The organism is Mycobacterium sp. NPDC006124 (assembly GCF_040614235.1).
Classification (GTDB): domain Bacteria; phylum Actinomycetota; class Actinomycetes; order Mycobacteriales; family Mycobacteriaceae; genus Mycobacterium.
The window spans coordinates 445,848-469,339 of the sequence record NZ_JBEXUA010000001.1; the positions used below are offsets into that span (position 1 = coordinate 445,848).

The following is a 23,492-nucleotide window of genomic DNA, read 5'->3' on the forward strand; positions in this document are numbered from 1 at the left end:
CGGCGTGATCGCGATCTCACAGCACACTCGACGGGGGACGCGGCGTTGCGGTGAATGCGCGACTCACCGGCGTGGCGTCCCGAGTCACACGAGTAACACCAGGCACACTGGTAACGACCAACTAGGCCGGGAGGGTGTTGCCGTGTACCGAGTATTTGAGGCGCTCGACGAGCTCGGAGCGATCGTCGAGGAAGCCCGCGGTGTGCCGATGACGGCCGGCTGCATGGTGCCCCGAGGCGACGTGCTCGAATTGCTGGACGACATCAAGGACGCCATCCCCGGCGAACTCGACGACGCCCAGGACGTGCTCGACGCCCGCGACGGGATGTTGCACGACGCGAAGGCGCACGCCGACTCGATGGTCGCCAGTGCGACAGCCGAGGCCGACTCGCTGCTCAACCACTCCCGAGGCGAGGCCGACCGCATGGTCGCCGACGCCAAGGCCCAGGCCGACCGCATGGTGGCCGAGGCGCGACAGCACAGCGAACGGATGGTCGGCGAGGCCCGTGAGGAGGCCACCCGCATCATGTCCACCGCCAAGCGCGAGTACGAAGCCAGCACCGGACGGGCCAAGGCCGAGGCCGACCGCCTCATCGAGAACGGCAACCTGTCCTACGAGAAGGCCGTCCAAGAGGGCATCAAGGAACAGCAGCGGTTGGTCTCGCAGACCGAGATCGTGCAGACCGCGACGTCGGAGGCGACGCGTCTCATCGACACCGCCCACGCCGAGGCGGATCGTCTGCGCGGCGAGTGCGACATCTACGTCGACAGCAAGCTCGCCGAGTTCGAGGACTACCTCAACGGCACGCTGCGCTCCGTCGGACGGGGACGCCATCAGCTGCGGACTGCCGCCGGCACCCACGACTACGCGCAACGGTAGAGGCCCTCAGCCGTCCCGCCGCCGATTGGATTCGGGGCGGGCGGGGCCACCGCCGTAGGATCGACGAATGGCCGGATCGAAGAACGGCGCCCGTGGCGGCGCCTGGGGCAACCGCAAAACGCCCTTCGTGCTCGACGTTTCGCGGCTCGGCATGCGTCCCGGTTCGATGATCACCTTCGCCGAGACGGTGCCCGCGCCGTCACGCATCGGCATCGAACTGATCGCCATCCCCGAGGGCGCGCCGGTGACCCTCGACCTGCGCCTGGAATCGGTGTCGGAGGGCGTCCTGGTCAGCGGACCGGTGTCGGCCCCGACCGCCGGCGAGTGCGCCCGCTGCCTGACCCCGGTCTCCGGCGAGGTGGAGATCTATCTCACCGAACTGTTCGCCTATCCCGACAGCACCACCGAGGCCACCACCGACGACGACGACGAAGTGGGGCGCGTCGTGGACGACACCGTCGACGTCGAGCAGCCCATCATCGACGCCGTCGGCATGCAGCTGCCCTTCTCGCCGCTGTGCCGCGAGGACTGCCCGGGCCTGTGCCCGGAATGCGGAGTTCCGTTGGCGGACTTCGAGAACGACCCCGAACCGCACGGCCACGACGTCATCGACCCCAGGTGGGCCAAGCTGGCGGCCATGAAGACCGTCCAGGAGGACCTGCCGGATCCGGCCGCCGGGGATCGCGAGTGACGGTCGACCGCGCACCGCTGCTCGAAGCCCTCGGCGTCGACCTCCCCGACGACCTGCTGACCCTGGCACTGACGCACCGCAGCTACGCCTACGAGGCAGGCGGACTGCCCACCAACGAGCGGCTCGAATTCCTCGGCGACGCAGTGCTCGGATTGGTGATCACCGCCGAGATCTTCACGCGGTACCCCAACCGCAGCGAGGGTGAGCTGGCGAAGCTGAAGTCCGCCGTGGTCAACACCCAGGCGCTGGCCGGCATCGCCAGGACGCTGACCCCCGACGGGCTCGGCGCCTACCTGTTGCTCGGACGCGGCGAGGTCGGCAGCGGCGGCGCGCACAAGGCCAACCTGCTCGCCGACGCGGTGGAATCACTGCTGGGCGCCACCTACGTCCAGCACGGTCACGAAGTCGCCCGCGACGTCGTCATCCGGCTGTTCGCCGACGTGCTGGATACCGCGGCCAACCTTGGCGCGGGCCTGGACTGGAAGACCAGCCTGCAGGAACTCGCCGCGGTCCGGCGACTGGGTGTCCCCGCCTACGTCGTCGACTCGACCGGCCCCGAACACGACAAGCACTTCACCGCCCGCGCCGTCGTCGGTGCCGAAGACTACGGCCACGGTCAGGGCCGCACCAAGAAGGAGGCCGAGCAGCAGGCGGCCGCCGCGGCCTACAAGGCGATCGAGGCCCTCGGTGCCGACGGTGCGTCCCTCAACGGCAAGCCCGAGCAGGATGCCTGAGCTACCCGAGGTCGAGGTCGTCCGACGCGGTCTCGCCGCCCACGTCGTCGGACGCACCATCACCGCGGTGCGGGTCAACCACCCGCGTGCCGTGCGCCGCCACGTGGAGGGCCCGACCGATCTCACCGCACGCCTGCTCGACAACGTCATCACCGGGACGGGGCGACGCGGCAAGTACCTCTGGCTGACCCTCGGCAGCGGTGAAGCCCTCGTGGTGCACCTCGGCATGAGCGGCCAGATGCTGCTGGGTGAGGTCGCCAAGACCGAACACCTGCGCGTCGCCACACTGCTCGACGACGGCACGGCGATGAGCTTCGTCGACCAGCGCACCTTCGGCGGCTGGATGCTCACCGAACTCGTCACCGTCGACGGTACCGAGGTGCCCCTTCCCGTCGCGCACGTCGCCCGCGATCCGCTCGATCCCTCGTTCGATCGGGCAGCGGTGGTGAAGGTGTTGCGGCGCAAGCACTCCGAGATCAAGCGACAACTCCTGGACCAGACCGTCGTGTCGGGCATCGGCAACATCTACGCCGACGAGTCGCTGTGGCGGGCCAAGGTCAACGGCGCCCGCATCGCCGAGACGTTGAGCGCGTCGACGCTGAGCGCCCTTCTCGGCCACGCCACCGACGTGATGACCGACGCCCTCGGCCAGGGGGGCACGTCCTTCGACTCGCTCTACGTCAACGTCAACGGCGAGTCGGGGTACTTCGACCGGTCCCTGGACGCCTACGGCCAGGAGGGCCTGCCCTGCCGGCGCTGCGGTACGGCCATCGTCCGGGAGAAGTTCATGAACCGGTCGTCGTACTACTGCCCGACATGCCAGCCACGACCCCGTCGACGACGAGTGAATTAGGAGACGAGACACGCCATGACCGAACTCTGGGTGGAGCGCACCGGTGTGCGCCGCTACACCGGCCACAGCAGTCGCGGGGCGGAGGTGTTGGTGGGCTCCGAGGACGTCGAGGGCGTCTTCACCCCCGGCGAACTACTGAAGATCGCCCTCGCGGCGTGCAGTGGGATGAGCAGTGACCACCCCCTGCGGATGCGGCTCGGCGACGACTACCCGGCCACCATCCGCGTGACCGGACCGGCCGACCGCGAGCAGGAGCTCTACCCCCTGCTCGAGGAGAAGCTCGAGGTCGACCTCTCGGCTCTGTCGGAGGAGGAGATTCGCAAGCTCGTCGTCATCGTCGAGCGGTCGATCGACAAGGTCTGTACCGTCGGGCGCACTCTCAAGGCCGGCACCGAGGTGACCTTCGAGGTCACCCCCACGTGACCCAGTCACCCGACCCCGAGGTCCGCCTCGACGCCTGGGTGCACGGCCATGTCCAAGGCGTCGGGTTCCGGTGGTGGACGCGCTCGCGGGCATTGGAACTCGGACTGACGGGATACGCGGCGAACACGGCCGACGGTCGCGTGCACGTCGTCGCCCGCGGACCTCGCGACGCCTGCGAGCGGCTGCTCGAACTCCTCCGCGGCGGCGCCACGCCGGGCACCGTCGACGTGGTCGTCGAGGACTGGTCGGCGGCCGGGGATCCGATCGAGGGCTTCACCGAGCGGTAGCAACCTCGCAGGTAAGCTCGCACGTCATGCATCTGAAGAGTCTGACGCTGAAGGGCTTCAAGTCCTTCGCCTCGCCGACGACTCTGCGCTTCGAACCGGGCATCACCTGTGTCGTCGGGCCCAACGGATCGGGCAAGTCCAACGTCGTCGACGCGCTCACCTGGGTGATGGGCGAGCAGGGCGCCAAGACCCTGCGTGGCGGCAAGATGGAGGACGTCATCTTCGCGGGTACGTCCTCGCGGGCACCGCTGGGGCGCGCCGAGGTGACCCTGACCATCGACAACTCCGACAATGCGCTGCCCATCGAGTACTCCGAGGTGTCGATCACCCGCCGGATGTTCCGCGACGGCGCCGGTGAGTACGAGATCAACGGCAGCAGCTGCCGGCTGATGGACGTCCAGGAACTGTTGAGCGACTCCGGGATCGGCCGCGAGATGCACGTCATCGTCGGCCAGGGCAAGCTCTCCGAGATTCTCGAGTCGCGCCCCGAGGACCGGCGCGCGTTCATCGAGGAAGCCGCCGGCGTGCTCAAACACCGCAAGCGCAAGGAGAAGGCGGTCCGCAAGCTCGACTCGATGTCGGCGAACCTCAACCGCCTCACCGACCTGACCAGCGAGCTGCGGCGTCAACTCAAACCACTGGGTCGGCAGGCCGAGATGGCGCGGCGGGCGCAGACGATCCAGGCGGACCTGCGCGATGCCCGCCTGCGCCTGGCCGCCGACGACCTCGTCGCCCGACGCACCGAGTTCAACGACACCAACCAGGCGGAGACGACGCTGCGGCGCGAGCACGACGAGGTCACCACCCGGCTGGAGACGGCGACCTTCGAACTCAGCGCCCACGAGACGGCCGTGGCCGATCTCAGCGGACGGGCCGAGGCCGCGCAGCAGACGTGGTTCCGGCTCTCGGCGTTGGCCGAACGCGTCAGCGCCACCGTCCGCATCGCGAGTGAGCGCACGCAGTTGCTCGACGCCGACGTCGAGGCGGCCACGGGACCCGACCCCGACGAACTCGACGCCGAGGCCGAGATGGTCGCCGAACACGAGCAGGAGCTGCTCGCCGAACTCGCGGAGTGCCGCGCCCGGCAGGAGGCGGCCCGCGCCGAACTGGGCGAGCGCGAACGCCTGGCCGCCGAAGCCGAACGCGCGCACCTCGCCGCGGCCCGTGCCGAGGCCGACCGCCGCGAGGGGCTGGCTCGGCTCTCCGGCCAGGTCGACACCATGCGCACCCGCGTCGAGTCGATCGACGAGGGCGTCGCCCGGCTGACGGTCAGCCTCGAAGAATCCGCGATGCGCGTCGAGCAGTCCAGGACGGCCTTCGAGACCGTGCAGGGCCGCATCGGTGAGCTCGACGAGGGCGAAGTCGGCCTCGACGACCAGCACGATCGCACCGTGGCCGCGTTGCGCCTGGCCGACGAGCGGGTCTCCGAACTGCAGGCCGGCGAGCGCGCCGCCGAACGCCAGGTGGCCTCGCTGCGGGCGCGCATCGACGCACTGAGCGTCGGTTTGGACCGCCGCGACGGCGCGGCGTGGCTGCAAAAGAACCACGACGGCTCGGGCCTGCTCGGATCGGTTGCCACGATGCTGCGGGTCCGCCCCGGTTACGAGGCGGCGGTGGCGGCCGTGCTTGGATCGGCCGCCGACGCGGTGGCCGCCGACAGCTCCGGCGCGGCACGGTCCGCGGTAGCGGCGCTCAAGGCCGCCGACGGCGGACGGGCCGCGATCGTCATCGGTGATTGGCCGGAAATGCAAGCGGCACGGGGTGACTCGGAATTCGACCTGCCCGCCGACACCGTGTGGGCGGTCGACCTGGTCGAGCCCTCGCCCCGATTGCGTGGTGCCGCAGCAGCCATGCTCGCCGACGTCGTCGTGGTGCCCGATCTGGCGGCGGCGCTGGACCTGGTCGCCGCGCGCCCCCGGCTGCGTGCGGTCACCACCGACGGTGACCTGGTGGGTGCGGGCTGGTTGACCGGCGGCTCGGACCGCAAGCCGAGCACGCTGGAGATCACCGGCGAGATCGAGAAGGCGCGCAGCGAGCTGGAGGCCTCCGAGCGGCAGGTCTCGGAGCTCTCGGCCGCGCTGTCCGGCGCGCTGGCCGAGCAGGCCGCCCGCCGCGACGCGGCCGAGGACGCGCTCGCCGCGCTCAACGAGTCCGACGCCGCCATCTCCGGGATCTACGAACAACTCGGCCGGCTGGGTCAGGAGACCAGGGCCGCCGAGGAGGAGTGGCAACGACTCAACGCACAGCGCAACGAGCTCGAGGCCGGCCGGATGAAGACCGTCGAGGAGATGACCGCTCTCGAGGAGCGGCTGCGCAACGCTCAAGAGGTGCCCACCTTCGACTCCGAGCCCGTCGACCGCCAGGAGTCGGTGGCCGCCGCCGAGGAGGCCAGAACCGCGGAGTTCGAGGCACGCCTGGCGGTGCGCACCGCGGAGGAACGCGCGAATGCCGTTCGTGGACGGGCGGATTCGCTACGTCGCGCCGCGACGGCCGAACGCGAGGCCCGGCTGCGCGCGCAACGGGCGCGCATCGCTCGCGAGCAGGCCGCCGCCGTGGCCGTGGCCGTGGCCGAGTCCGGCCGGTTGGTCGCCGCCCGGCTCTCGACGGCCGTCGCCGTCGCCGGTCGCACCAGGGACGGCCTGGCCGCCGAGCGTGGTCATCGCGTCGAAGCGCTCGACCGGGTGCGCCACGAGGTCCAGGAACTCAGTGCCAGGATCACCGCGCTGACCGACTCCCTGCACCGCGACGAGGTCGCCAAGGCCCAGGCGGCCCTGCGCATCGAGCAACTCGAGCAGCAGGCACTCGAACAGTTCGGCATGGCTACCGACGACCTCGTCTCCGAGTACGGCCCCGACGTGCCCCTGCCGCCGACCGAGCTGGAGATGGCCGAGTACGAGCAGGCCAAGGAGCGCGGCGAACAGGTGACTGCGCCCGCACCGATGCCCTTCGACCGCCCCACGCAGGAGCGCCGCGCCAAGAAGGCCGAACGCGAACTCACCGAGCTGGGCCGGGTGAACCCCCTCGCGCTGGAGGAGTTCGCGGCGCTGGAGGAGCGCTACAACTTCCTGTCCACCCAGTTGGAGGACGTCAAGGGCGCCCGCAAGGATCTCCTCGACGTCATCACCGACGTGGACGACCGCATCCTGCAGGTCTTCACCGAGGCCTACGCCGACGTGGAACGCGAGTTCACCCAGGTGTTCGCGACGCTGTTCCCCGGTGGCGAGGGCCGTTTGGTGCTGACCAATCCGTCGGACATGCTGACCACCGGCATCGAGGTGGAAGCCAGGCCGCCCGGCAAGAAGATCAAGCGGCTCTCGCTGCTGTCCGGTGGCGAGAAGTCCCTGACGGCGGTCGCGATGCTCGTCGCGATCTTCCGGGCCCGTCCGTCGCCCTTCTACGTGATGGACGAGGTCGAGGCCGCACTCGACGACGTCAACCTGCGCCGGTTGATCAGTCTCTTCGAGCAGCTTCGCGAGGTCTCGCAGCTCATCGTGATCACCCACCAGAAGCCGACCATGGAGATCGCCGACGCGCTCTACGGCGTCACGATGCGCGAGGACGGCATCACCACGGTCATCTCGCAGCGGATGCGCGGCCAGGAACTGGTCACCACGACCACGTGAGTTCGAACGGGGCCACCCTGAGACAATGACCCGGTGACACAAGGTCAGCTGTTAGGTCTCTACATCGCCCTCGCGGTCATCGCCGTCCTCGTCGTGGTGGCGCTGGTCGTCGGGCTGGTGCGATACCGGCGGCGCAGGATCAGCCTGTCGTCGACGGATGCGACGGAGCTCGAGAAGCCCGTCGACAAGTCGGGCGGGTACACCGCGTCGTCGACCATCTCGTTCACCGAGGCCAAGAGCACGGCCGCACCGCCGCCGACGAAACCCAAGAATCTGCTCGACGTCGAGGGTCTTCCTGCCGTCGGCGACGACGCGACGATCCCGCGTGACGCGCCGAAGCGCTCCATCTCGGAGGTGCAGCTGCCCGAAGCGCCGGTGCCCCGGGTCGAGACGCCGCCGGCCCCCAGGGTGCAGGAGCCCGTCGACGAGACGCCTCCGGTCGAGGAGCCGGCACCGGAGATCGAGCCAATCGCCCCGACCGACGGCCGGCTGGAGCGTCTGCGTGGACGGCTCTCCAAGTCCCAGAACGCCCTTGGCCGCAGCATGCTCGGACTGCTTGGCGGTGGCGACCTTGACGAGGACTCGTGGGAGGAGATCGAGGACACCCTGCTGGTCGCCGACCTCGGCCCGGTGGTCACCGAATCCGTCGTCACGGCACTGCGCGCCAGGATGGCCGCGACCAGCGTCCGTTCCGAGGCCGACGCGCGAGCCGTTCTACGCGAGGTCCTGATCAACGAACTCCGTCCCGACCTGGATCGCGCGATTCGGGCCCTGCCGCACGCCGACAAGCCGTCGGTGCTGCTGGTGGTCGGCGTCAACGGCACCGGCAAGACCACCACGGTCGGCAAGCTCGCCCGTGTCCTGGTCGCCGACGGCCGCCGCGTCGTGCTGGGCGCGGCCGACACGTTCCGCGCTGCGGCGGCGGATCAGCTGCAGAGCTGGGCGGCCCGAGTCGGCGCCGAAGTAGTGCGCGGCCCGGAGGGCGCCGATCCCGCCTCGGTGGCCTTCGACGCCGTCGTCCAGGGCATCGCCACCGGGGCCGACGTGGTCGTCATCGACACCGCCGGCCGGCTGCACACCAAGGCCGGTCTGATGGACGAGCTCGGCAAGGTCAAGCGGGTCGTCTCCAAGCGCGCCGTCGTCGACGAGGTGCTGCTGGTGCTCGACGCGACCATCGGGCAGAACAGCCTGCCCCAGGCGCGGGTCTTCGCCGAGGTCGTCGAGATCACCGGCGTCGTGCTGACCAAGCTCGACGGTACGGCCAAGGGCGGCATCGTCTTTCGCGTGCAACAGGAGCTCGGCGTGCCGGTCAAGTTGGTCGGATTGGGCGAGGGACCAGATGATCTCGCGCCGTTCGAACCCGCGGCGTTCGTCGACGCGCTGCTGGGCTGACGAGCGCTTGCGCGAGGAACGATGAGCTGCTGACGAGCGCTTGCGCGAGGAACGATGAGCTGCTGACGAGCGCCTGCGCGAGGAACGATGAGCTGCTGACGAGCGCTTGCGCGAGGAACGATGAGCTGCTGACGAGCGCTTCAGGCTGCTGACGAGGCAGTTAACCCGGACGAAACGCATTCGCCCGATCCGTTCACATCGGCGAAACACGGGCGGCTCATCCGCGAAACAACCAGTGCGCATTGTCTTGGCCTAGGTCATCGGTGACTAACCGTGGCATGGGCGAAGGAGGAAACTGGGAGTGGACGGATTTCCGATAATGGGTGCGCCGGACACCGGCGACACGGCATGGATGTTGGCCAGCGCCGCACTCGTGCTGTTGATGACACCTGGACTGGCATTCTTCTACGGCGGCATGGTGCGCGCCAAGGGCGTTCTCAACATGCTCATGATGAGCATCAGCTCCATGGGCGTCGTCACCGTGCTGTGGGCGCTCTACGGCTACTCCATGGCGTTCGGCAACGACAAGTTCAGCTTCGTCGGCGACCCGACCCAGTACTTCGGGCTCAAGGGCATCATCGGCGGTAACGCCGTGGCGGCCGTCGCCGCCGATCCCGCCAAGGGTGTGGAAGCCGCCGACGCGATCAACATCCCGCTGGCCGGCACCATCCCGATGTCGGTGTTCGTGGCCTTCCAGCTGATGTTCGCCATCATCACCGTCGCCCTGATCTCGGGTGCCGTCGCCGACCGCCTCAAGTTCGGTGGCTGGCTGCTGTTCTCGGGCCTGTGGGTCACGGTCGTCTACTTCCCGGTCGCGCACTGGGTCTTCGCCTTCGACGGCTTCACCGGTGAGAAGGGTGGCTGGATCGCCAACCAGCTCAAGGCAATCGACTTCGCAGGTGGTACCGCCGTGCACATCAACGCGGGTACGGCCGGCTTGGTGCTGGCCATCATCCTCGGCAAGCGCCGGGGCTGGCCCGGGTCGCCGATGCGGCCGCACAACCTGCCGTTCGTGATGCTCGGTGCCGGGCTCCTGTGGTTCGGCTGGTACGGGTTCAACGCCGGATCGGCCGTCAGCTCAGGTGGTTTGGCCGGTGCGACGTTCGTCACGACGACGGTCGCCACCGCCGCTGCGATGCTCGCCTGGTTGGTCACGGAGAAGATCCGCGACGGCCACGCCACGTCCCTCGGTGCGGCCTCGGGCATCGTCGCGGGCCTGGTCGCCATCACCCCGTCCTGCTCGTCGGTGAACGTGGTCGGCGCACTGGTCATCGGTGTGGTCGCCGGCGCAGTGTGTGCGCTCGCGGTCGGGCTGAAGTTCAAGCTGGGCTTCGACGACTCGCTCGACGTCGTCGGCGTCCACCTGGTCGGCGGCATCATCGGTACGCTCCTGGTGGGCCTGGTGGCGACGCCCGAGGCGGGTGCCGCGGTGACGGGCCTGTTCTACGGCGGCGGGTTCGACCAGCTCATCAAGCAGGCCATCGGTGCCGGCGCGGTGCTGGTGTACTCCGCGGTCGGCACTGCCGTCGTCGCGTTCATCGTGAAGTTCACCGTCGGGTTGCGACTGGACGAAGAGGAAGAGCACAACGGCATCGACGAGGCCGAGCATGCGGAAACCGCTTATGAACTCGCGTGATCGGGAAGTATTGGCAGGGGCCTGGAGAATGACCCGGAAGGAACTGACTAAATGAAGTTGATCACTGCGATCGTCAAGCCGTTCACTCTGGAGGACGTCAAGACGGGTCTCGAGCAGGCGGGCATCCTGGGGATGACCGTCAGCGAGGTGCAGGGCTATGGCAGGCAGAAGGGTCACACCGAGGTCTATCGCGGTGCGGAGTACTCCGTGGACTTCGTGCCCAAGGTGCGGGTCGAGGTCCTGGTGGACGAGGCTGCCGTCGACAAGGTGGTGGACGTCATCGTCCAGGCCGCTCGCACCGGCAAGATCGGTGACGGCAAGGTGTGGGTGAGCCCGGTCGACACCGTCGTGCGGGTGCGCACCGGCGAGCGTGGGGCCGACGCCATTTGACGTCCCGACGGTGATCTAGGCGTCGTCTCCCGGACACGCATCCAGCAAGTGCAGTTGATCACGTGAGTCCGGGGAGGACCGAGATGACCAGGCAGACAACGGATTCCGCCGACGACGGCTCGCGCGAGGATCCGACGACCGCCGCAGGCGCCCCTCGTTGGGTGGCGCCTGCGGCGGGTTCGTCGCGTCCGGCAAAGGACTTGGCCACCGCGGCCGAGCAATTGCTGAGCGGCGGTGCGCGACTGGACGCCCCGGCCCTGCGGGACGCGCTGCTCGATCTGCACGAGTTCTGGCTCACCACCAAGGCTGCCGAGATCGGCATCACGGCGACCAGTGGCTTCGCCATCGTCGCCACCGGTGGGTTGGGGCGCGGTGAGCTGCTGCCATATTCGGACTTGGATCTGACCCTTGTGCACGACGACATGCCGCGAGAGGTGGTGTCCCAAGTCGCCGAACTGCTCTGGTACCCGTTGTGGGACGCCAACATCCACATCGACCACAGCGTCCGGACGGTGCCGGAGGCGTTGAAGGTCGCCAGCGAGGACATCTCGGCGGGTCTGGCCATGCTCGACGCGCGACACATCGCCGGTGACGCCGATCTCTCGGCGCTGCTGGTCGGCGGCGCCCGTCGGCAATGGCGCACCGGGATCGCCCCGCGGTTCGAGGAACTCGTCGCGCATACGCGAGCCCGATGGGACCGCAGCGGCCAGATCGCCCACCGTGCCGAGCCCGACCTGAAGAACGGACGCGGCGGTCTGCGTGACGTCCAACTGCTCAACGCGCTGGCCATCGCACAGCTGGCCGACGCCTATCCCAGCCGCTCGCTGGCCTCGCCGACGGGATCGCTGGGGGACGCCCACCTCGCGTTGCTCAACGTGCGCACCGAGCTCCACCGCGTCTCCCGGCGCGGCCGGGAGATGCTGCTGGCGCAGTACGCCGACGAGATCGGCGCCGCCCTGCACATCGGTGACCGTTTCGACCTGGCCAGGATGCTCAGCGACGCCGCCCGCACCATCAGCTATTACGTCGACGCAGGCATCCGAACCGCGTCGAATGCGTTGCCGCGCCGCGGTTTGGCGGTGCTGCGGCGACCCGTGCGGCGCCCGGTCGACGAGGGTGTCATCGAGTACGGCGGGGAGATCATGCTGGCCCGCGACGCCCGGCCGGAACGCGATCCCGGGTTGATCCTGCGCGTCGCGGCGGCCTCGGCGACGACGGGGCTGCCGATGTCGTCGTCGACCCTGGCGCGGCTCGCCGAGACGGCGCCCGAGCTGCGCACCCCATGGCCCCGCCAAGCGCTCAAGGACCTGCTGGTGATGCTCGCCGCGGGCGGAGCGTCGGTCTCCACCATCGAGGCGCTGGATCGAACCGGCTTGTGGGGCAGGCTCTTTCCCGAGTGGGGCGCGGTGCGGGACCTTCCGCCCCGCGACGTCGTGCACATCTGGACCGTCGACCGGCACCTCGTCGAAACCGTATCGCGCGCAAGCGCATTCACTACCCGGGTGTCGCGGCCCGATCTACTGGTGCTCGGTGCGCTCGCCCATGACATCGGCAAGGGTCGCGGGGGAGACCACAGCGTCATCGGTGCCGACCTGGCGACCCAGATCGGCACCAGGCTCGGACTGTGGCCGTCCGACGTCGAATTGCTGTCCAAGATGGTCCGCTTCCACCTGCTACTGCCCGACACCGCGACCCGCCGTGACCTTCAGGACCCGAAGGTGATCGCGTCGGTGGTCGACGCGCTCGGTGGCGACCTGGTCCTGCTCGAACTGCTGCACGCCCTGGCCGAGGCCGACTCGCTGGCCACTGGACCCGGCGTGTGGGGGGACTGGAAGGCCTCGCTGATCGGCGACCTGGTTCGCCGATGCCGAATGGTCATGGCCGGGGAGCCGCTTCCGGAACCCGATCCGATCGATCCGAGGCATCTGGCTCTGGCGGCCGACCGCGCCGTGCACGTGGAGCTGACGGCGTCGGACAGTCCGCACGTCTTCGACGTGGTGATGATCGCGCCGGATCGGCGGGGTCTGCTGTCGCGGGCGGCGGGCGTGCTGGCGCTCAACTCGCTGCGGGTGCACTCGGCGTCGGTCGTCGTCCAGGACGGCGTGGCGATCACCACGTTCGTGGTGTCACCCCACTTCGGCTCGCCACCGGCCGCGGAGCTGCTGCGCGAACAGTTCGTGCTGGCGCTGGCGGGGGACCTCGACGTCGTCGGCTCGCTGGAACGCCGGGACCGCGAGAGCGCGACCGTCAACACCACCAGAGCGGGAGACATCCCCGACGCCGTGCCGATCAACGCCCCCGCGCCGCCGCGGATCCTGTGGTTCGAGGGCACCGCCCCGGGTGAGTTCGTCCTGCAGATCCGCAGTACCGACCGGGCGGGCCTGCTGGCGCGGCTGACGGCAGTCGTCGAACGCGACGGCGTCGACATCGCGTGGGCGAAGGTCACCACGCTGGGCTCGACGGTCGTGGACGCCTTCGGCCTCGTCGTGCCCGCCCTGGCGACCGGCGAGGTGACCCGCGACGTCTCCGACGCCCGCGACGAACTCGAGCGCGACCTCTACGCCATGCTGCCGACGCCGGCGCGACCCAAGGCAGTGCCGGAGGCCAGCTAGTGCTCCGCCAGCTAGGCTAACCACGTGTTCGAATCGCTTTCCGACCGATTGACCGGGGCCCTCTCCGGCCTGCGTGGCAAGGGTCGGCTCACCGACGCCGACATCGACGCCACCGCGCGCGAGATCCGCCTGGCCCTGCTCGAGGCCGACGTGTCCCTGGCCGTGGTGCGGGCGTTCATCGCCCGCGTCAAGGACCGTGCCAAGGGCGCGGAGGTATCCGGTGCGCTGAACCCGGCGCAGCAAGTCGTCAAGATCGTCAACGACGAGCTCGTCGGTATCCTCGGCGGCGAGACCAGGACCATCCGCTACGCCAAGACCCCGCCGACGGTCGTGATGCTCGCGGGCCTGCAGGGCTCCGGCAAGACGACCCTGGCGGGCAAGCTCGCCAAGTGGTTCAAGGGACAGGGCCACACCCCGCTCCTGGTGGCCTGCGACCTGCAGCGTCCGGGTGCGGTCAACCAGCTCCAGATCGTCGGTGAGCGCGCCGGCGTGCAGGTGTTCGCGCCGAACCCGGGTGTGTCACCGGGCGGCGTCGACATCGCCGAGATGAAGACCGGTGATCCGGTGGCGGTGGCCGCCGCAGGTCTGGCCGAGGCCAAGGCCAAGCACTTCGACGTCGTGATCGTCGACACCGCGGGTCGCCTCGGCATCGACGAGGAGCTGATGGGCCAGGCGGCCGCCATCCGCGACGCGGTCGATCCCGACGAGGTGTTGTTCGTCCTCGACTCGATGATCGGCCAGGACGCGGTGACCACCGCCGAGGCGTTCCGCGAGGGCGTCGGCTTCACCGGCGTCGTCTTGACCAAGCTCGACGGCGACGCCCGCGGTGGTGCCGCGCTCTCGGTCCGCGAGATCACCGGCGTGCCGATCCTCTTCGCCTCCGACGGCGAGAAGCTCGACGACTTCGACGTGTTCCATCCCGACCGGATGGCCAGCCGCATCCTCGGCATGGGTGACGTGCTGACCCTCATCGAGCAAGCCGAGCAGGTCTTCGACGCCGAGAAGGCCGAGGCCGCCGCCGCCAAGATCGGTTCCGGCGAGCTGACGCTGGAGGACTTCCTCGAGCAGATGCTGATGATCCGCAAGATGGGACCGATCGGCAACCTGCTCGGCATGCTTCCCGGCGCCGGCCAGATGAAGGACGCGCTGGCCGCGGTCGACGACACGCAACTCGACCGCGTACAGGCCATCATCCGCGGCATGACGCCCGCCGAGCGGGCCGACCCGAAGATCATCAACGCCTCGCGGCGCCTGCGCATCGCCAACGGTTCAGGCGTCACGGTCGCCGAGGTCAACTCGTTGGTCGACCGGTTCTTCGACGCCCGCAAGATGATGTCGCAGATGGCCGGCCAGATGGGAATGCCGTTCGCGCGCAAGGGTTCCGCGCGCAAGGCCGCGAAGGGTAAGAACAAGCAGGCCGGCAAGAAGAAGGGCCGCGGTCCCACCCCGCCCAAGACTCCCAACCCGTTGGGCGTCGGCGGTGGCGTGCCCGCCGGGTTCCCGGACCTGTCCAACATGCCCAAGGGTCTCGACGAGTTGCCCCCGGGGCTGGCGAACTTCGACCTGTCCAAGCTGAAGTTCCCGGGCCAACGATAGGTTGAGGCTCCATCTGCGGGGCCGTGGCTTGCCCGACGGCGAGCCCGTGGAGTGGTGGGTCGACCGCGGTGTGCTGAGCGCCGAGCCGTTGGCCGGTGCCGAGACTATCTTCGGAGCCGACGGGGCAGGCGGCTGGATCGTGCCCGGGTTGGTCGACGCGCACTGTCACGTCGGGTTGGGTCCGCACGGACCGACGGAGTTCGGCGAGGCGATCACTCAGGCCGAGACTGAACGTGAGGCTGGTGCGCTACTGCTTCGTGACGCTGGCTCTCCCGTCGACACCCGCAGCATGGACGACCGCGAGGACTTGCCCCGCATCATCCGCGCCGGCCGCCATCTGGCCAGACCCAAGCGCTACATTCCTCGTCTGCCGATCGACCTCGAGGACGAGTCGCAACTGCCCGCCGCGGTCGCCGAGCAGGCGCGCTGGGGTGACGGCTGGGTGAAGCTGGTGGGGGACTGGATTGACCGAGAGGTCGGTGACTTGGCGCCGCTGTGGTCCGACGACGTCCTGGTCGAGGCGATCGCGGCCGCCCACGCCGAGGGTGCCCGGGTGACCGCGCACGTCTTCGGCGAGGACGCACTACCCGGTCTGATCAACGCCGGCATCGACTGCATCGAGCACGGCACCGGCATCACCGACGACGTCATCGCGATGATGCTCGAGCACGGCACCGCCCTGGTGCCGACGCTGGTCAACATCGACAACTTCCCGGGCATCGCCGACGCGGCGGGCAAGTACCCGACCTACGCCAAGCACATGCGCGACCTCCACGCGTCCTGCCCGTCTCGGGTCGGCGCCGCCCACGACGCCGGGGTGCCGATCTACGCCGGTACCGACGCGGGGGGCATGGTTGCCCACGGCCGCGTCGCCGACGAGGTCGACGCGCTCAAGGCCGTCGGCATGAGTGCGACGGCCGCGCTGGGCGCGGCGTGCTGGGACGCCAGGGCGTGGCTGGGCCGACCGGCGTTGGAGCACGGCGCGTCGGCCGACCTTCTCTGCTATGCCGAGGACCCGCGCCTCGGTGCCGCGGTACTCGGCCGCCCCGACCGAATCCTGTTGCGCGGCCGCGTATACCGCTAGTAGACGTCCCGGACGTAGCGGTGGGTCCTGACGAGGTCGTCGACGTAGGCACGAGCGGATTCCGGATCCAGGGCGCCCTCGGCTTCGACGATGCGGCGCAACGTCGCGTCCACGTCCTTGGCCATCCGCTTCTCGTCGCCGCAGACGTACAGATGGGCGCCGTCCTGGAGCCAGGAGAACAGATCCGCCGCGTTCTCCGACATGCGTCGTTGGACATGAGTTCTAGGCTCGGTGGTGGGCCGATCGCGGGAGAACGCGAGATCGAGTCTGGTCAACGTGCCCGACGCCGCGAACTCGGTCATCTCGTCGCCGTAGAGGAAGTCGGTGGCGCGGTGACGGTCGCCGAAGAACAGCCACGACCGCCCCGTGGCGCCGGTGGCCCTGCGCTCCTGCAGGAAGGCGCGAAACGGAGCGATTCCGGTGCCCGGTCCGACCATGATGATCGGGACGTCGGCTGCGGGCAGTCGGAACGCCTGGTTGGGCCGCAGACGGACGCGGACGGTGTGGCCGCGGTCGGCGAGGAAGGTCGAGGCCACACCACTGTGCTGCCGGTCCCGCACCGTGTACCGCACGGTGGCGACGGTCAGGTGCACGTGGTCGGGGTGCACCAGCGGGCTCGAGGCGACGGAGTAGTCGCGAGACTGCAGCGGCCGCAACGTGTCCAAGGCCTCGTCGAGGGTCAGGTCCGACAGACGTATCAGGTCCAGGACGTCCATGTCGTCCGCGCCGGCCGCCACCATGGTCTCCAGGGCGCGCGACGGGGTGCGGATCTCGAAGTGCTCGGAGAGTAGGACCCCGAGTGGCTCGTCGTGGTCGGCGACGACGTGTCCGTGGCCGACTCCGAAGTGGTCCAGGATGGCCTCGACGAGACGCGGATCGTTGGGTGCGTGGATGGCGACGGAATCGCCTGTCCGGTAGTCGAATTCGGATTCGGACACGTCGACCTCGAAGTGTCTGACCTCTCGGCTGGAGTCCGGTGCGGTCAGCAGTCTGTTGACCGTCACGGGGGCGTCGACGGTGCGGTGTCGTTCCCGCGTCACGGTCGGCTCCGGGGTCCCGGGTCGGGCGGGCATGGTTCGGTTGGCCTCGAGCACCTTGACGAGGTCGGCCGTCCACGCCGCAGCGGCCCGCTCGTAGGGGCCGTCCACGTCGACGCGGTCGAGCAGCCGGATGGCGCCGAGCGCCTCGAGTCGCGCGTCGAGCAGTTTGCCTGCGTTGCAGAAGAATTCGTAGGACACGTCCCCGAGGGCCAGCACGGCGAAGCTCAGGTGGTCGAGTCGTGGGGCGTCGTCGGCGCTGAGCGCCTCCCAGAACAGCGCCGCGCCGTCGGGGAACTCGCCGTCACCGAACGTCGAGGTGACGACGACGAATTGGGTCGCCGACCGAAGCTCGGCCAGCTTCACCTGGTTGAGTTCGACGGCCGTGGCCTGGACACCGAGGACCGTGGCCGCCTCGGCGAAGGTCATGGCGGCGTCCTCGGCGTTGCCCATGTCGGTGCCGTAGGCGACGATCAACGAGTCTCGGCAACTGGTCACGATGGGCCCCCTGGTCGTGGCGCGGAGAGTCGCGCGTGGAGTTAGGGTCACCTTACTTGGATGCGCGTGGCCATGGGGGCGTACCCGCGGCGGCTCACTCAGGTCGTCGGCGGGCAGCCCAGTTCGGTCGCGACGGCGGTCATGGCGGCGGTCGCCGTGTCGGGGGTCATCAGCGCGTTGCCGCCCACGATGTGCAGGCCGTACGCGTCCTCGAGGGCCACGAACGTCATCGCGAGCTGGTCGTCGTCCAGTGCGGCGGTGAACGTGCCGGACCGCCGCCCCGCGGCGAAGATGCCGCGATAGGTGTCCATTTGTCGCAGATACATCTTCTGCACCAGCTCGTCGTGTAGCGCGGAATTGCCTGCGAGGAAGTCGAATTCGTACAACAGGCGCATGAGCGCGTCATCCGGCCCGCTGGGCAGCCCGGCGCGGATCGCGATGCCGAGCTGGTGGCGGGGATCGTCGGACGCCGCGATCAGGCGGTCCCGCTCGTCGCAGAACCGCTCGACACCGGCAGCGTGCGCCTCGACGAGCAGCCCGTCGAGGTCGCCGTAGTAGTAGAGCACCGTGCCGCGGCTGAGGCCCGCTTGCTCGGCGACGTCGGTCAGGGACAGGGCGCGGAGTCCGCGCTTGTGGCCCGCGGTGTAGGTGGCCTCGATGAGGGCCTGCCGCCGGGCTCCCTGGTTGCGGGGTCGGGCCATGGGTTGACAGTAATCCACGTCACGTGCGAGCCTTCTCGGCATTCTTCGACACAAACGTCAAAGAATTATCCGAGCCTCGTGCTCCGACGAAGAAGAGACCTCGAATGACCCACCCGAGCACGCTGCCGCCCGCGGCCGCACCCGACCCCGGCAGCACGTCTGCCACCTACGAAGGAACCCTCTCGCGCTCGCTCGGCGTCGGCGGCAACGTGCTCATCACGCTGTCCGGCATCTCGCCTGCCTCGAGCGTCTTCGTGCTCGGCGGCGCCGCTCTGGCCGCCTACGGCACCGGGGTGTTCTGGGGCTTCGCCGTCGCGGGCGTGATCAGCCTGCTCATCGCCTTCTGCTACGCCGAGCTCGCATCGCGCCATCCCGTGGCCGGTGGCGACTACTCGCTGGTCAGCCGGACCCTGGGCCCGGCGGCCGGCGTCGCGATCTTCTTCGTCGGCCTGGTCACGCTGCCGCTGATCGTCGCGGTGTTCGCCCTCGGCGTCGCCGACTACCTCGGCGTCGCGATCGCTGGTCTCGACCCGGTCTGGACGGCGGTCGTCGTGACGATCCTGGCGACCGCCACCGCATGCCTGAACATTCGCACCAACGCGTGGGTGACCGGGGCGTTCCTGTTCATCGAGATGGCGGCACTGGCACTGCTGACGGTGCTCGGTCTGGTGCACGTCGAGCGTCCGATCACCGCGCTGTTGAGCCCGCAGGCCGTCGATGCCGCGACCGGCGGACTGGCGCCGCTCGGCATCGCCGGCCTGGTAGTCGCCGTGACGCAGGGGATCTTCTCCTTCAACGGTTACGGCGGTGCGGTGTACTTCGCCGAGGAGACCAAGAACGCGCGCCGGACCATCGCCCGCGCCGTGCTGTGGAGTGCCGTGGTCACGATCCTCGCGGAGATCATTCCGCTCGCCGCCATCCTGCTCGGCACCGGTTCGCTGACCGATCTGTTCAGCGCGGACCTGCCCGTCGAAGCGTTCCTCGACGAGCGGGCCGGCCACGCCGTCACCGTCTTCGTGCTGGTGTCGATCGCGCTGGCGATCGTCAACGCCATCATCGCCATCGCGCTGCAATCGGGGCGGTTGCTGTTTGCCGCGGCCCGCGACCAGGCCATGCCGGCGAAGGTCGCCGCGCCGCTGACCCGGGTGTCGGAGTCCGCGAAGATGCCGTGGGTCGCCACGCTGCTGATGGGTGTGCTCGCCGTCGCCGGGTGCCTGATCCCCATGGACGTGCTGCTCAACGCGACCGGTTCCACCCTGGCATTCAGCTACGGGTTCATCGCGCTGTCGGCGATCGTCATGCGCCGCAGGTCGGGGCGGACGGGATACCTGATGCCGCTGTGGCCGCTGCCCCCGATCGTGGCGTTGCTCGCCATCGCCACGATCTTCGTGATGGGACTGCTCGATCCGACGCAGTGGCTCAGCCTGGGCATCGCCGTCGGCATCGTCGCGGCCGGGTTTCTGTACTACTTCTGCTACCTGCGTTCCCGCGCGGGCACCCATCTGCTGCTGCTCGACGTCTCCGACGAGTCCGACGGGAGTGCCCGATGACCGACCTCCTCGTCACCGGTGCCCGCATCCGCACCTTCGACGCCGCCGCCCCGTGGGCCGAGGCCATCGGCGTCATTGACGGCCGGATCAGCTACGTCGGCAGCACAGCCGACGCCCCCACCGCCGCACGCCGCCTCGACGCGGCCGGACGGCTGGTCACACCCGGCATCATCGACGGACACAACCACCTGCTGCTCGGCTTCGACGAGGACGCCGTCTCTCTCGAAGGGGCACACGACCTGACCGAGGTGCGCCGGCGCATAAGCGAATTCGCCTCGCGCCGAGCCGATCTCGACTGGATTTGCGCCGAGAACGCGGTGTACTCGATCGTCGAGGGGCGCAGGCCCACCGCCGTCGACCTCGACGGCCTGACCGACAAACCCATCTTCGTCACCACCTACGACCAGCACTCGGTGTGGCTCAACCGCGCCGCGCTGGCGATGCTCGGTATCTCCGGCGGCGTCGACGTTCCCTGGGGCAGGCCCGAACGCGACGACGCGGGTGACCCCACCGGCTGGGTGACGGACTTCTACACCAGTGCGATGACCGAGGCGGGTCTGGCTGCGCTGCAACGCGACATCCCGATGTACTCACCGCAACGCCGCTACCGCAAGCTGTGCTCGAGCATGCGGATGGCCACGGCCCTGGGCATCACCACCGTGGTCGAACCACAGGTGCCCCTGGCAGAGCTGTCGCTGTTCGAACGGGCGCTCGCCGAGGGCGTGCTCACCTCACGGGTGATCGCCGCCCTGTTCCACCCGGTGGGTGCCGACGGCGAATTCCGGGCGCGCCTTCGCTCCGCCGTCGACGGCGCGGTGACCCATCCGATGCTGGAGCTCGGCCCCGTCAAGCTGTACGCCGACGACGTCATCGAACCGCACACCGCGCTGATGCTCGACGACTACGCCAACCGTCCCGGCGTCCGCGGCAGGCCCAGCTACCCGGGTCGCGAACTCGTCGCCGTGATTGGTGAATTGGACCGGCTGGGCTTCCAAACCCACACCCACGCCACCGGCGACGCCGGCATCCGGCTGACGCTCGACGCCATCGAACGGGCCGCCCGCACCAACGGCACCAGCGACCGTAGGCACGGCATCGTGCACGTCGAGTGCCTGCACCCCGACGACCTTCCCCGGTTCCACGCCCTGGGCGTGACCGCGGCCATGCAGCCGCGGCACTGCTCGCCGGATCTGGTGGCGGGCACGTGGATGGACAACGTGGGGGAGCAGCGGTGGGATCGGGCCTGGCGGTTTCGCAGTCTGCTGGAAACCGGAGCGACCGTGGCATTCTCGAGTGACTGGCAGGTCGGCGAGATGGATCCGCTGGTCGGTGTGTATTCGGCCGCCACCCGTGCCGGTCTGGACGGTTCGGACTCGTGGACGCCCGACGAACGCGTCGGCTTCGACCGGGCTCTGGAGGCGTACACGGTGCACGGCGCGAGGGCTTGGCACGCCGAGCACGACAGGGGCCGGCTCGCGGTCGGCATGCAGGCCGACATGGTGGTGTGGTCCGACGATCTGTACGCCCACGAACGCGATCCGCGGGGACTCCTCGAGCAGCACGCCGAGGTGACGCTCATCGGCGGGACGGTGGCGCACTCGGCGGGCGCGCTCACCGACCGGGTGGGGTCGCCGTTGCCGGTGGACCCGGTCAGCGCCGGCACGGCCGAGCAGCACGTGCACTGCCACTGACGGCTCAGGTGGATTGGCCGAAGCCCCAGTCGAAGAGGTTGATCGCCTGACCGTAGAGGTCACCGGTGCCGTACATCAGCACCACGAGCAGGCGTCGGCCGTTGCGTTGCGCGGCGGTGACCAGGGTCTTGCGGGCGAGGTCGGTGTAGCCGGTCTTGCCGGCGAAGTCGCCGGGGTACCGCGTCAACAGTTCGTTCTGCGCGTCGAGGGTCTTCCCGGGGAACGGCGCGGTGGGGGATCGGAAGATCTGGGCGATCAACGGGTATTTGAGCGCCTGGCGGTAGATCAGCGCGAGATCGTAAGGGGTGGTGACGGTTTCCCAGCCGGGTCCGTCGAGCCCGGAGGGTGACGACGCGCGGGTGCTACGGGCGCCGAGGGACTGAGCCTTGGCATTCATGGCCGCGACCGCGGCCCGCTGGCCGCCGAGCATGTCGGCCAGCATGTTCGCGGCGTCGTTGCCGGAGACCATCAACAGTCCCGAGGGCAGCTGGGTGGTCGTGTAGGCCTGGCCGGGCGCCAGGCCGACGCAGGAGCACTCCACCTGGGTGTGGCTCTTGTTCGCCCGCGCAAACGAATTCGGGTTCAGGTGGTCCAGCACGACCATCGCCAACAGCGGCTTGATGGTGCTCGCCGGGGCGTGGGAACCGTTCGGGTCGCGGCTTCCCAGTATCGTGCCGCTGTCCAGGTCGGCGACCAGCCAGGCCTGCGCGGGACCGTCGGGTGGGGCGACGACCGTCCCGGCTGGTTGGGCATCGGGAAGCGCGGAGGCGACGGGCGCCGTCGTCGTCGCGGTGAGGGCGAGCACCACCAGGGACACCGCCGCGATCGGTCGTCGCACGACGCGAGCCTAGGGAGCCCAGAACTCGCCCAGCGCGCGATCAGATCTCCATCGGGTCTCGTTCCTCGCCGACCGTACCTTCGGCGGGTCAGAGCGTGCCGATCCCCGCCGACCCGTCCTGCGCGAAGCCCCAGTCGAGCAGACCGGACGCCTGATCCCAGTACGTCGGCCCACCCTCGACGACCAGTCCGTACATCATCGCGACCACCAGGCGGTGGCCGTTGCGCTCCGCGGCGCCGACGAACGTCTTGCGGGCGGGATCGGTGAACCCGGTCTTGCCGCCGAGCATGCCGGGATAGCGACCAAGCAGCTCGTCCTGGTTGTACAACGTGACGGGGCCGTCGGCGCCGGGAAACGTGGCGGTGGGCGAGGACGTGATCGCGGTGAACACCGGGTTCTGCAGCGCGGCACGAAAGATCACGGCCAGGTCGTGCGGCGTGGTGTAACCGTCGATGCCGGGCCCGTCCAGGCCCGACGGCGAGCCCGCGCGGGTGCCGGTGGCGCCAACCTGCAGTGCCTTGGCGTTCATCTTGGTCACGGCGACGTCGGTGCCGCCGAGCATGTGAGCCAGGGTGTTGGCGGCGTCGTTGCCCGACACCAGCAGCAGCCCGTCGAGCAGGTCCCGGGTCGTATAGGTGTGCCCGGCCGTCACCCCGGCGCAGTTGCACTCCGTGGTCGCATCGGCCTCGTTCGCCACCACCGTGGCGTCCAGGGGCAGCTCGTCGAGCACGACCAAGGCCAGCAACACCTTGATCGTGCTGGCGGGCGGGTGGGTGACGTACTCGTCGCGGCCGGCCAGGATGCGGCCGGAGTCGAGGTCAGCGACAATCCAAGCGGGGGCGGGTCCGGACGGCAACTGAGGTGCGCCTGCGGGCGGCACGTCGACGTCGGCCACCGCGACGGGCGAGTCGAGCAGCAGTGACGTGGGAAGGAGTGTCGCGATGCAGACCGCGAGAGTGCCGAGGAGCCGAGCCAT

General features: G+C 69.4%; 19 protein-coding genes. 15 read left to right on the top strand and 4 right to left on the bottom strand.

Features of this window, described 5'->3' with window-relative positions; genetic code table 11:
* The first annotated feature begins 142 nt into the window (after positions 1–142).
* From sepIVA to ABZ195_RS02180, 13 genes are all read left to right on the top strand, one after another.
* A complete protein-coding gene (gene sepIVA / locus ABZ195_RS02120) occupies positions 143–880 on the top strand; it encodes a cell division protein SepIVA (RefSeq protein WP_355214407.1) in 738 nt (245 codons plus the stop codon).
* 67 nt (positions 881–947) lie between these two features.
* A complete protein-coding gene (locus ABZ195_RS02125; protein ID WP_355214409.1) occupies positions 948–1,571 on the top strand; it encodes a DUF177 domain-containing protein in 624 nt (207 codons plus the stop codon).
* Positions 1,568–2,305: a ribonuclease III gene (gene rnc / locus ABZ195_RS02130; RefSeq protein WP_355214411.1), complete on the top strand. Its 738-nt coding sequence runs from the start codon at positions 1,568–1,570 to the stop codon at positions 2,303–2,305. The genes ABZ195_RS02125 and rnc overlap by 4 nt, the downstream gene beginning before the upstream one ends.
* A complete protein-coding gene (gene mutM, locus ABZ195_RS02135; RefSeq protein WP_355214413.1) occupies positions 2,298–3,158 on the top strand; it encodes a bifunctional DNA-formamidopyrimidine glycosylase/DNA-(apurinic or apyrimidinic site) lyase in 861 nt (286 codons plus the stop codon). The genes rnc and mutM overlap by 8 nt, the downstream gene beginning before the upstream one ends.
* 15 nt (positions 3,159–3,173) lie before the next feature.
* Entirely contained in the window at positions 3,174–3,581 is a 408-nt protein-coding gene (locus tag ABZ195_RS02140) for an OsmC family protein (RefSeq protein ID WP_355214415.1), read from the top strand.
* A complete protein-coding gene (locus ABZ195_RS02145; RefSeq protein WP_355214417.1) occupies positions 3,578–3,868 on the top strand; it encodes an acylphosphatase in 291 nt (96 codons plus the stop codon). The genes ABZ195_RS02140 and ABZ195_RS02145 overlap by 4 nt, the downstream gene beginning before the upstream one ends.
* A gap of 26 nt (positions 3,869–3,894) precedes the next feature.
* Positions 3,895–7,491, top strand: a complete 3,597-nt coding sequence (gene smc / locus ABZ195_RS02150) for a chromosome segregation protein SMC (protein ID WP_355214419.1) — start codon at positions 3,895–3,897, stop codon at positions 7,489–7,491.
* A 48-nt stretch (positions 7,492–7,539) separates the two neighbouring features.
* Entirely contained in the window at positions 7,540–8,883 is a 1,344-nt protein-coding gene (gene ftsY, locus ABZ195_RS02155) for a signal recognition particle-docking protein FtsY (protein ID WP_355214919.1), read from the top strand.
* A 301-nt stretch (positions 8,884–9,184) separates the two neighbouring features.
* A complete protein-coding gene (locus ABZ195_RS02160; RefSeq protein ID WP_355214421.1) occupies positions 9,185–10,519 on the top strand; it encodes an ammonium transporter in 1,335 nt (444 codons plus the stop codon).
* 51 nt (positions 10,520–10,570) lie between these two features.
* Positions 10,571–10,909 (top strand): P-II family nitrogen regulator, encoded by a 339-nt coding sequence (locus ABZ195_RS02165; RefSeq protein ID WP_149478580.1) that lies wholly within the window; start codon positions 10,571–10,573, stop codon positions 10,907–10,909.
* A gap of 83 nt (positions 10,910–10,992) precedes the next feature.
* Positions 10,993–13,521 (top strand): [protein-PII] uridylyltransferase, encoded by a 2,529-nt coding sequence (locus ABZ195_RS02170; protein WP_355214423.1) that lies wholly within the window; start codon positions 10,993–10,995, stop codon positions 13,519–13,521.
* Positions 13,522–13,545: 24 nt separating this feature from the next.
* The gene (ffh, locus tag ABZ195_RS02175; protein WP_355214425.1) at positions 13,546–15,117 is read left to right on the top strand and encodes a signal recognition particle protein; all 1,572 of its coding nucleotides are present in this window, start codon (positions 13,546–13,548) and stop codon (positions 15,115–15,117) included.
* 1 nt (position 15,118) lies between these two features.
* Entirely contained in the window at positions 15,119–16,201 is a 1,083-nt protein-coding gene (locus ABZ195_RS02180; protein ID WP_355214427.1) for an amidohydrolase family protein, read from the top strand.
* On the opposite strand, the gene ABZ195_RS02185 is transcribed toward ABZ195_RS02180, so the two are convergent.
* Both ABZ195_RS02185 and ABZ195_RS02190 read right to left on the bottom strand, forming a co-directional pair.
* Positions 16,198–17,736 carry a sulfite reductase flavoprotein subunit alpha gene (locus ABZ195_RS02185; protein WP_355214429.1) on the bottom strand — a complete coding sequence of 513 codons (1,539 nt, stop codon included), beginning with the start codon at positions 17,734–17,736 and terminating at the stop codon, positions 16,198–16,200. The genes ABZ195_RS02180 and ABZ195_RS02185 overlap by 4 nt on opposite strands.
* A 98-nt stretch (positions 17,737–17,834) precedes the next feature.
* The gene (locus ABZ195_RS02190; RefSeq protein ID WP_355214431.1) at positions 17,835–18,437 is read right to left on the bottom strand and encodes a TetR family transcriptional regulator; all 603 of its coding nucleotides are present in this window, start codon (positions 18,435–18,437) and stop codon (positions 17,835–17,837) included.
* A gap of 104 nt (positions 18,438–18,541) precedes the next feature.
* Here ABZ195_RS02190 and ABZ195_RS02195 point away from each other — a divergent pair, with 104 nt between their 5' ends.
* Entirely contained in the window at positions 18,542–19,987 is a 1,446-nt protein-coding gene (locus ABZ195_RS02195; protein ID WP_355214433.1) for an APC family permease, read from the top strand.
* The gene (locus ABZ195_RS02200; RefSeq protein WP_355214435.1) at positions 19,984–21,678 is read left to right on the top strand and encodes an amidohydrolase; all 1,695 of its coding nucleotides are present in this window, start codon (positions 19,984–19,986) and stop codon (positions 21,676–21,678) included. Before ABZ195_RS02195 ends, ABZ195_RS02200 begins: the two co-directional genes overlap by 4 nt.
* 4 nt (positions 21,679–21,682) lie before the next feature.
* On the opposite strand, the gene ABZ195_RS02205 is transcribed toward ABZ195_RS02200, so the two are convergent.
* Both ABZ195_RS02205 and ABZ195_RS02210 read right to left on the bottom strand, forming a co-directional pair.
* A complete protein-coding gene (locus ABZ195_RS02205) occupies positions 21,683–22,516 on the bottom strand; it encodes a serine hydrolase (RefSeq protein ID WP_355214437.1) in 834 nt (277 codons plus the stop codon).
* A gap of 88 nt (positions 22,517–22,604) precedes the next feature.
* On the bottom strand, positions 22,605–23,492 hold the full coding sequence (locus ABZ195_RS02210) for a D-alanyl-D-alanine carboxypeptidase family protein (protein WP_355214439.1): 888 nt from the start codon (positions 23,490–23,492) through the stop codon (positions 22,605–22,607).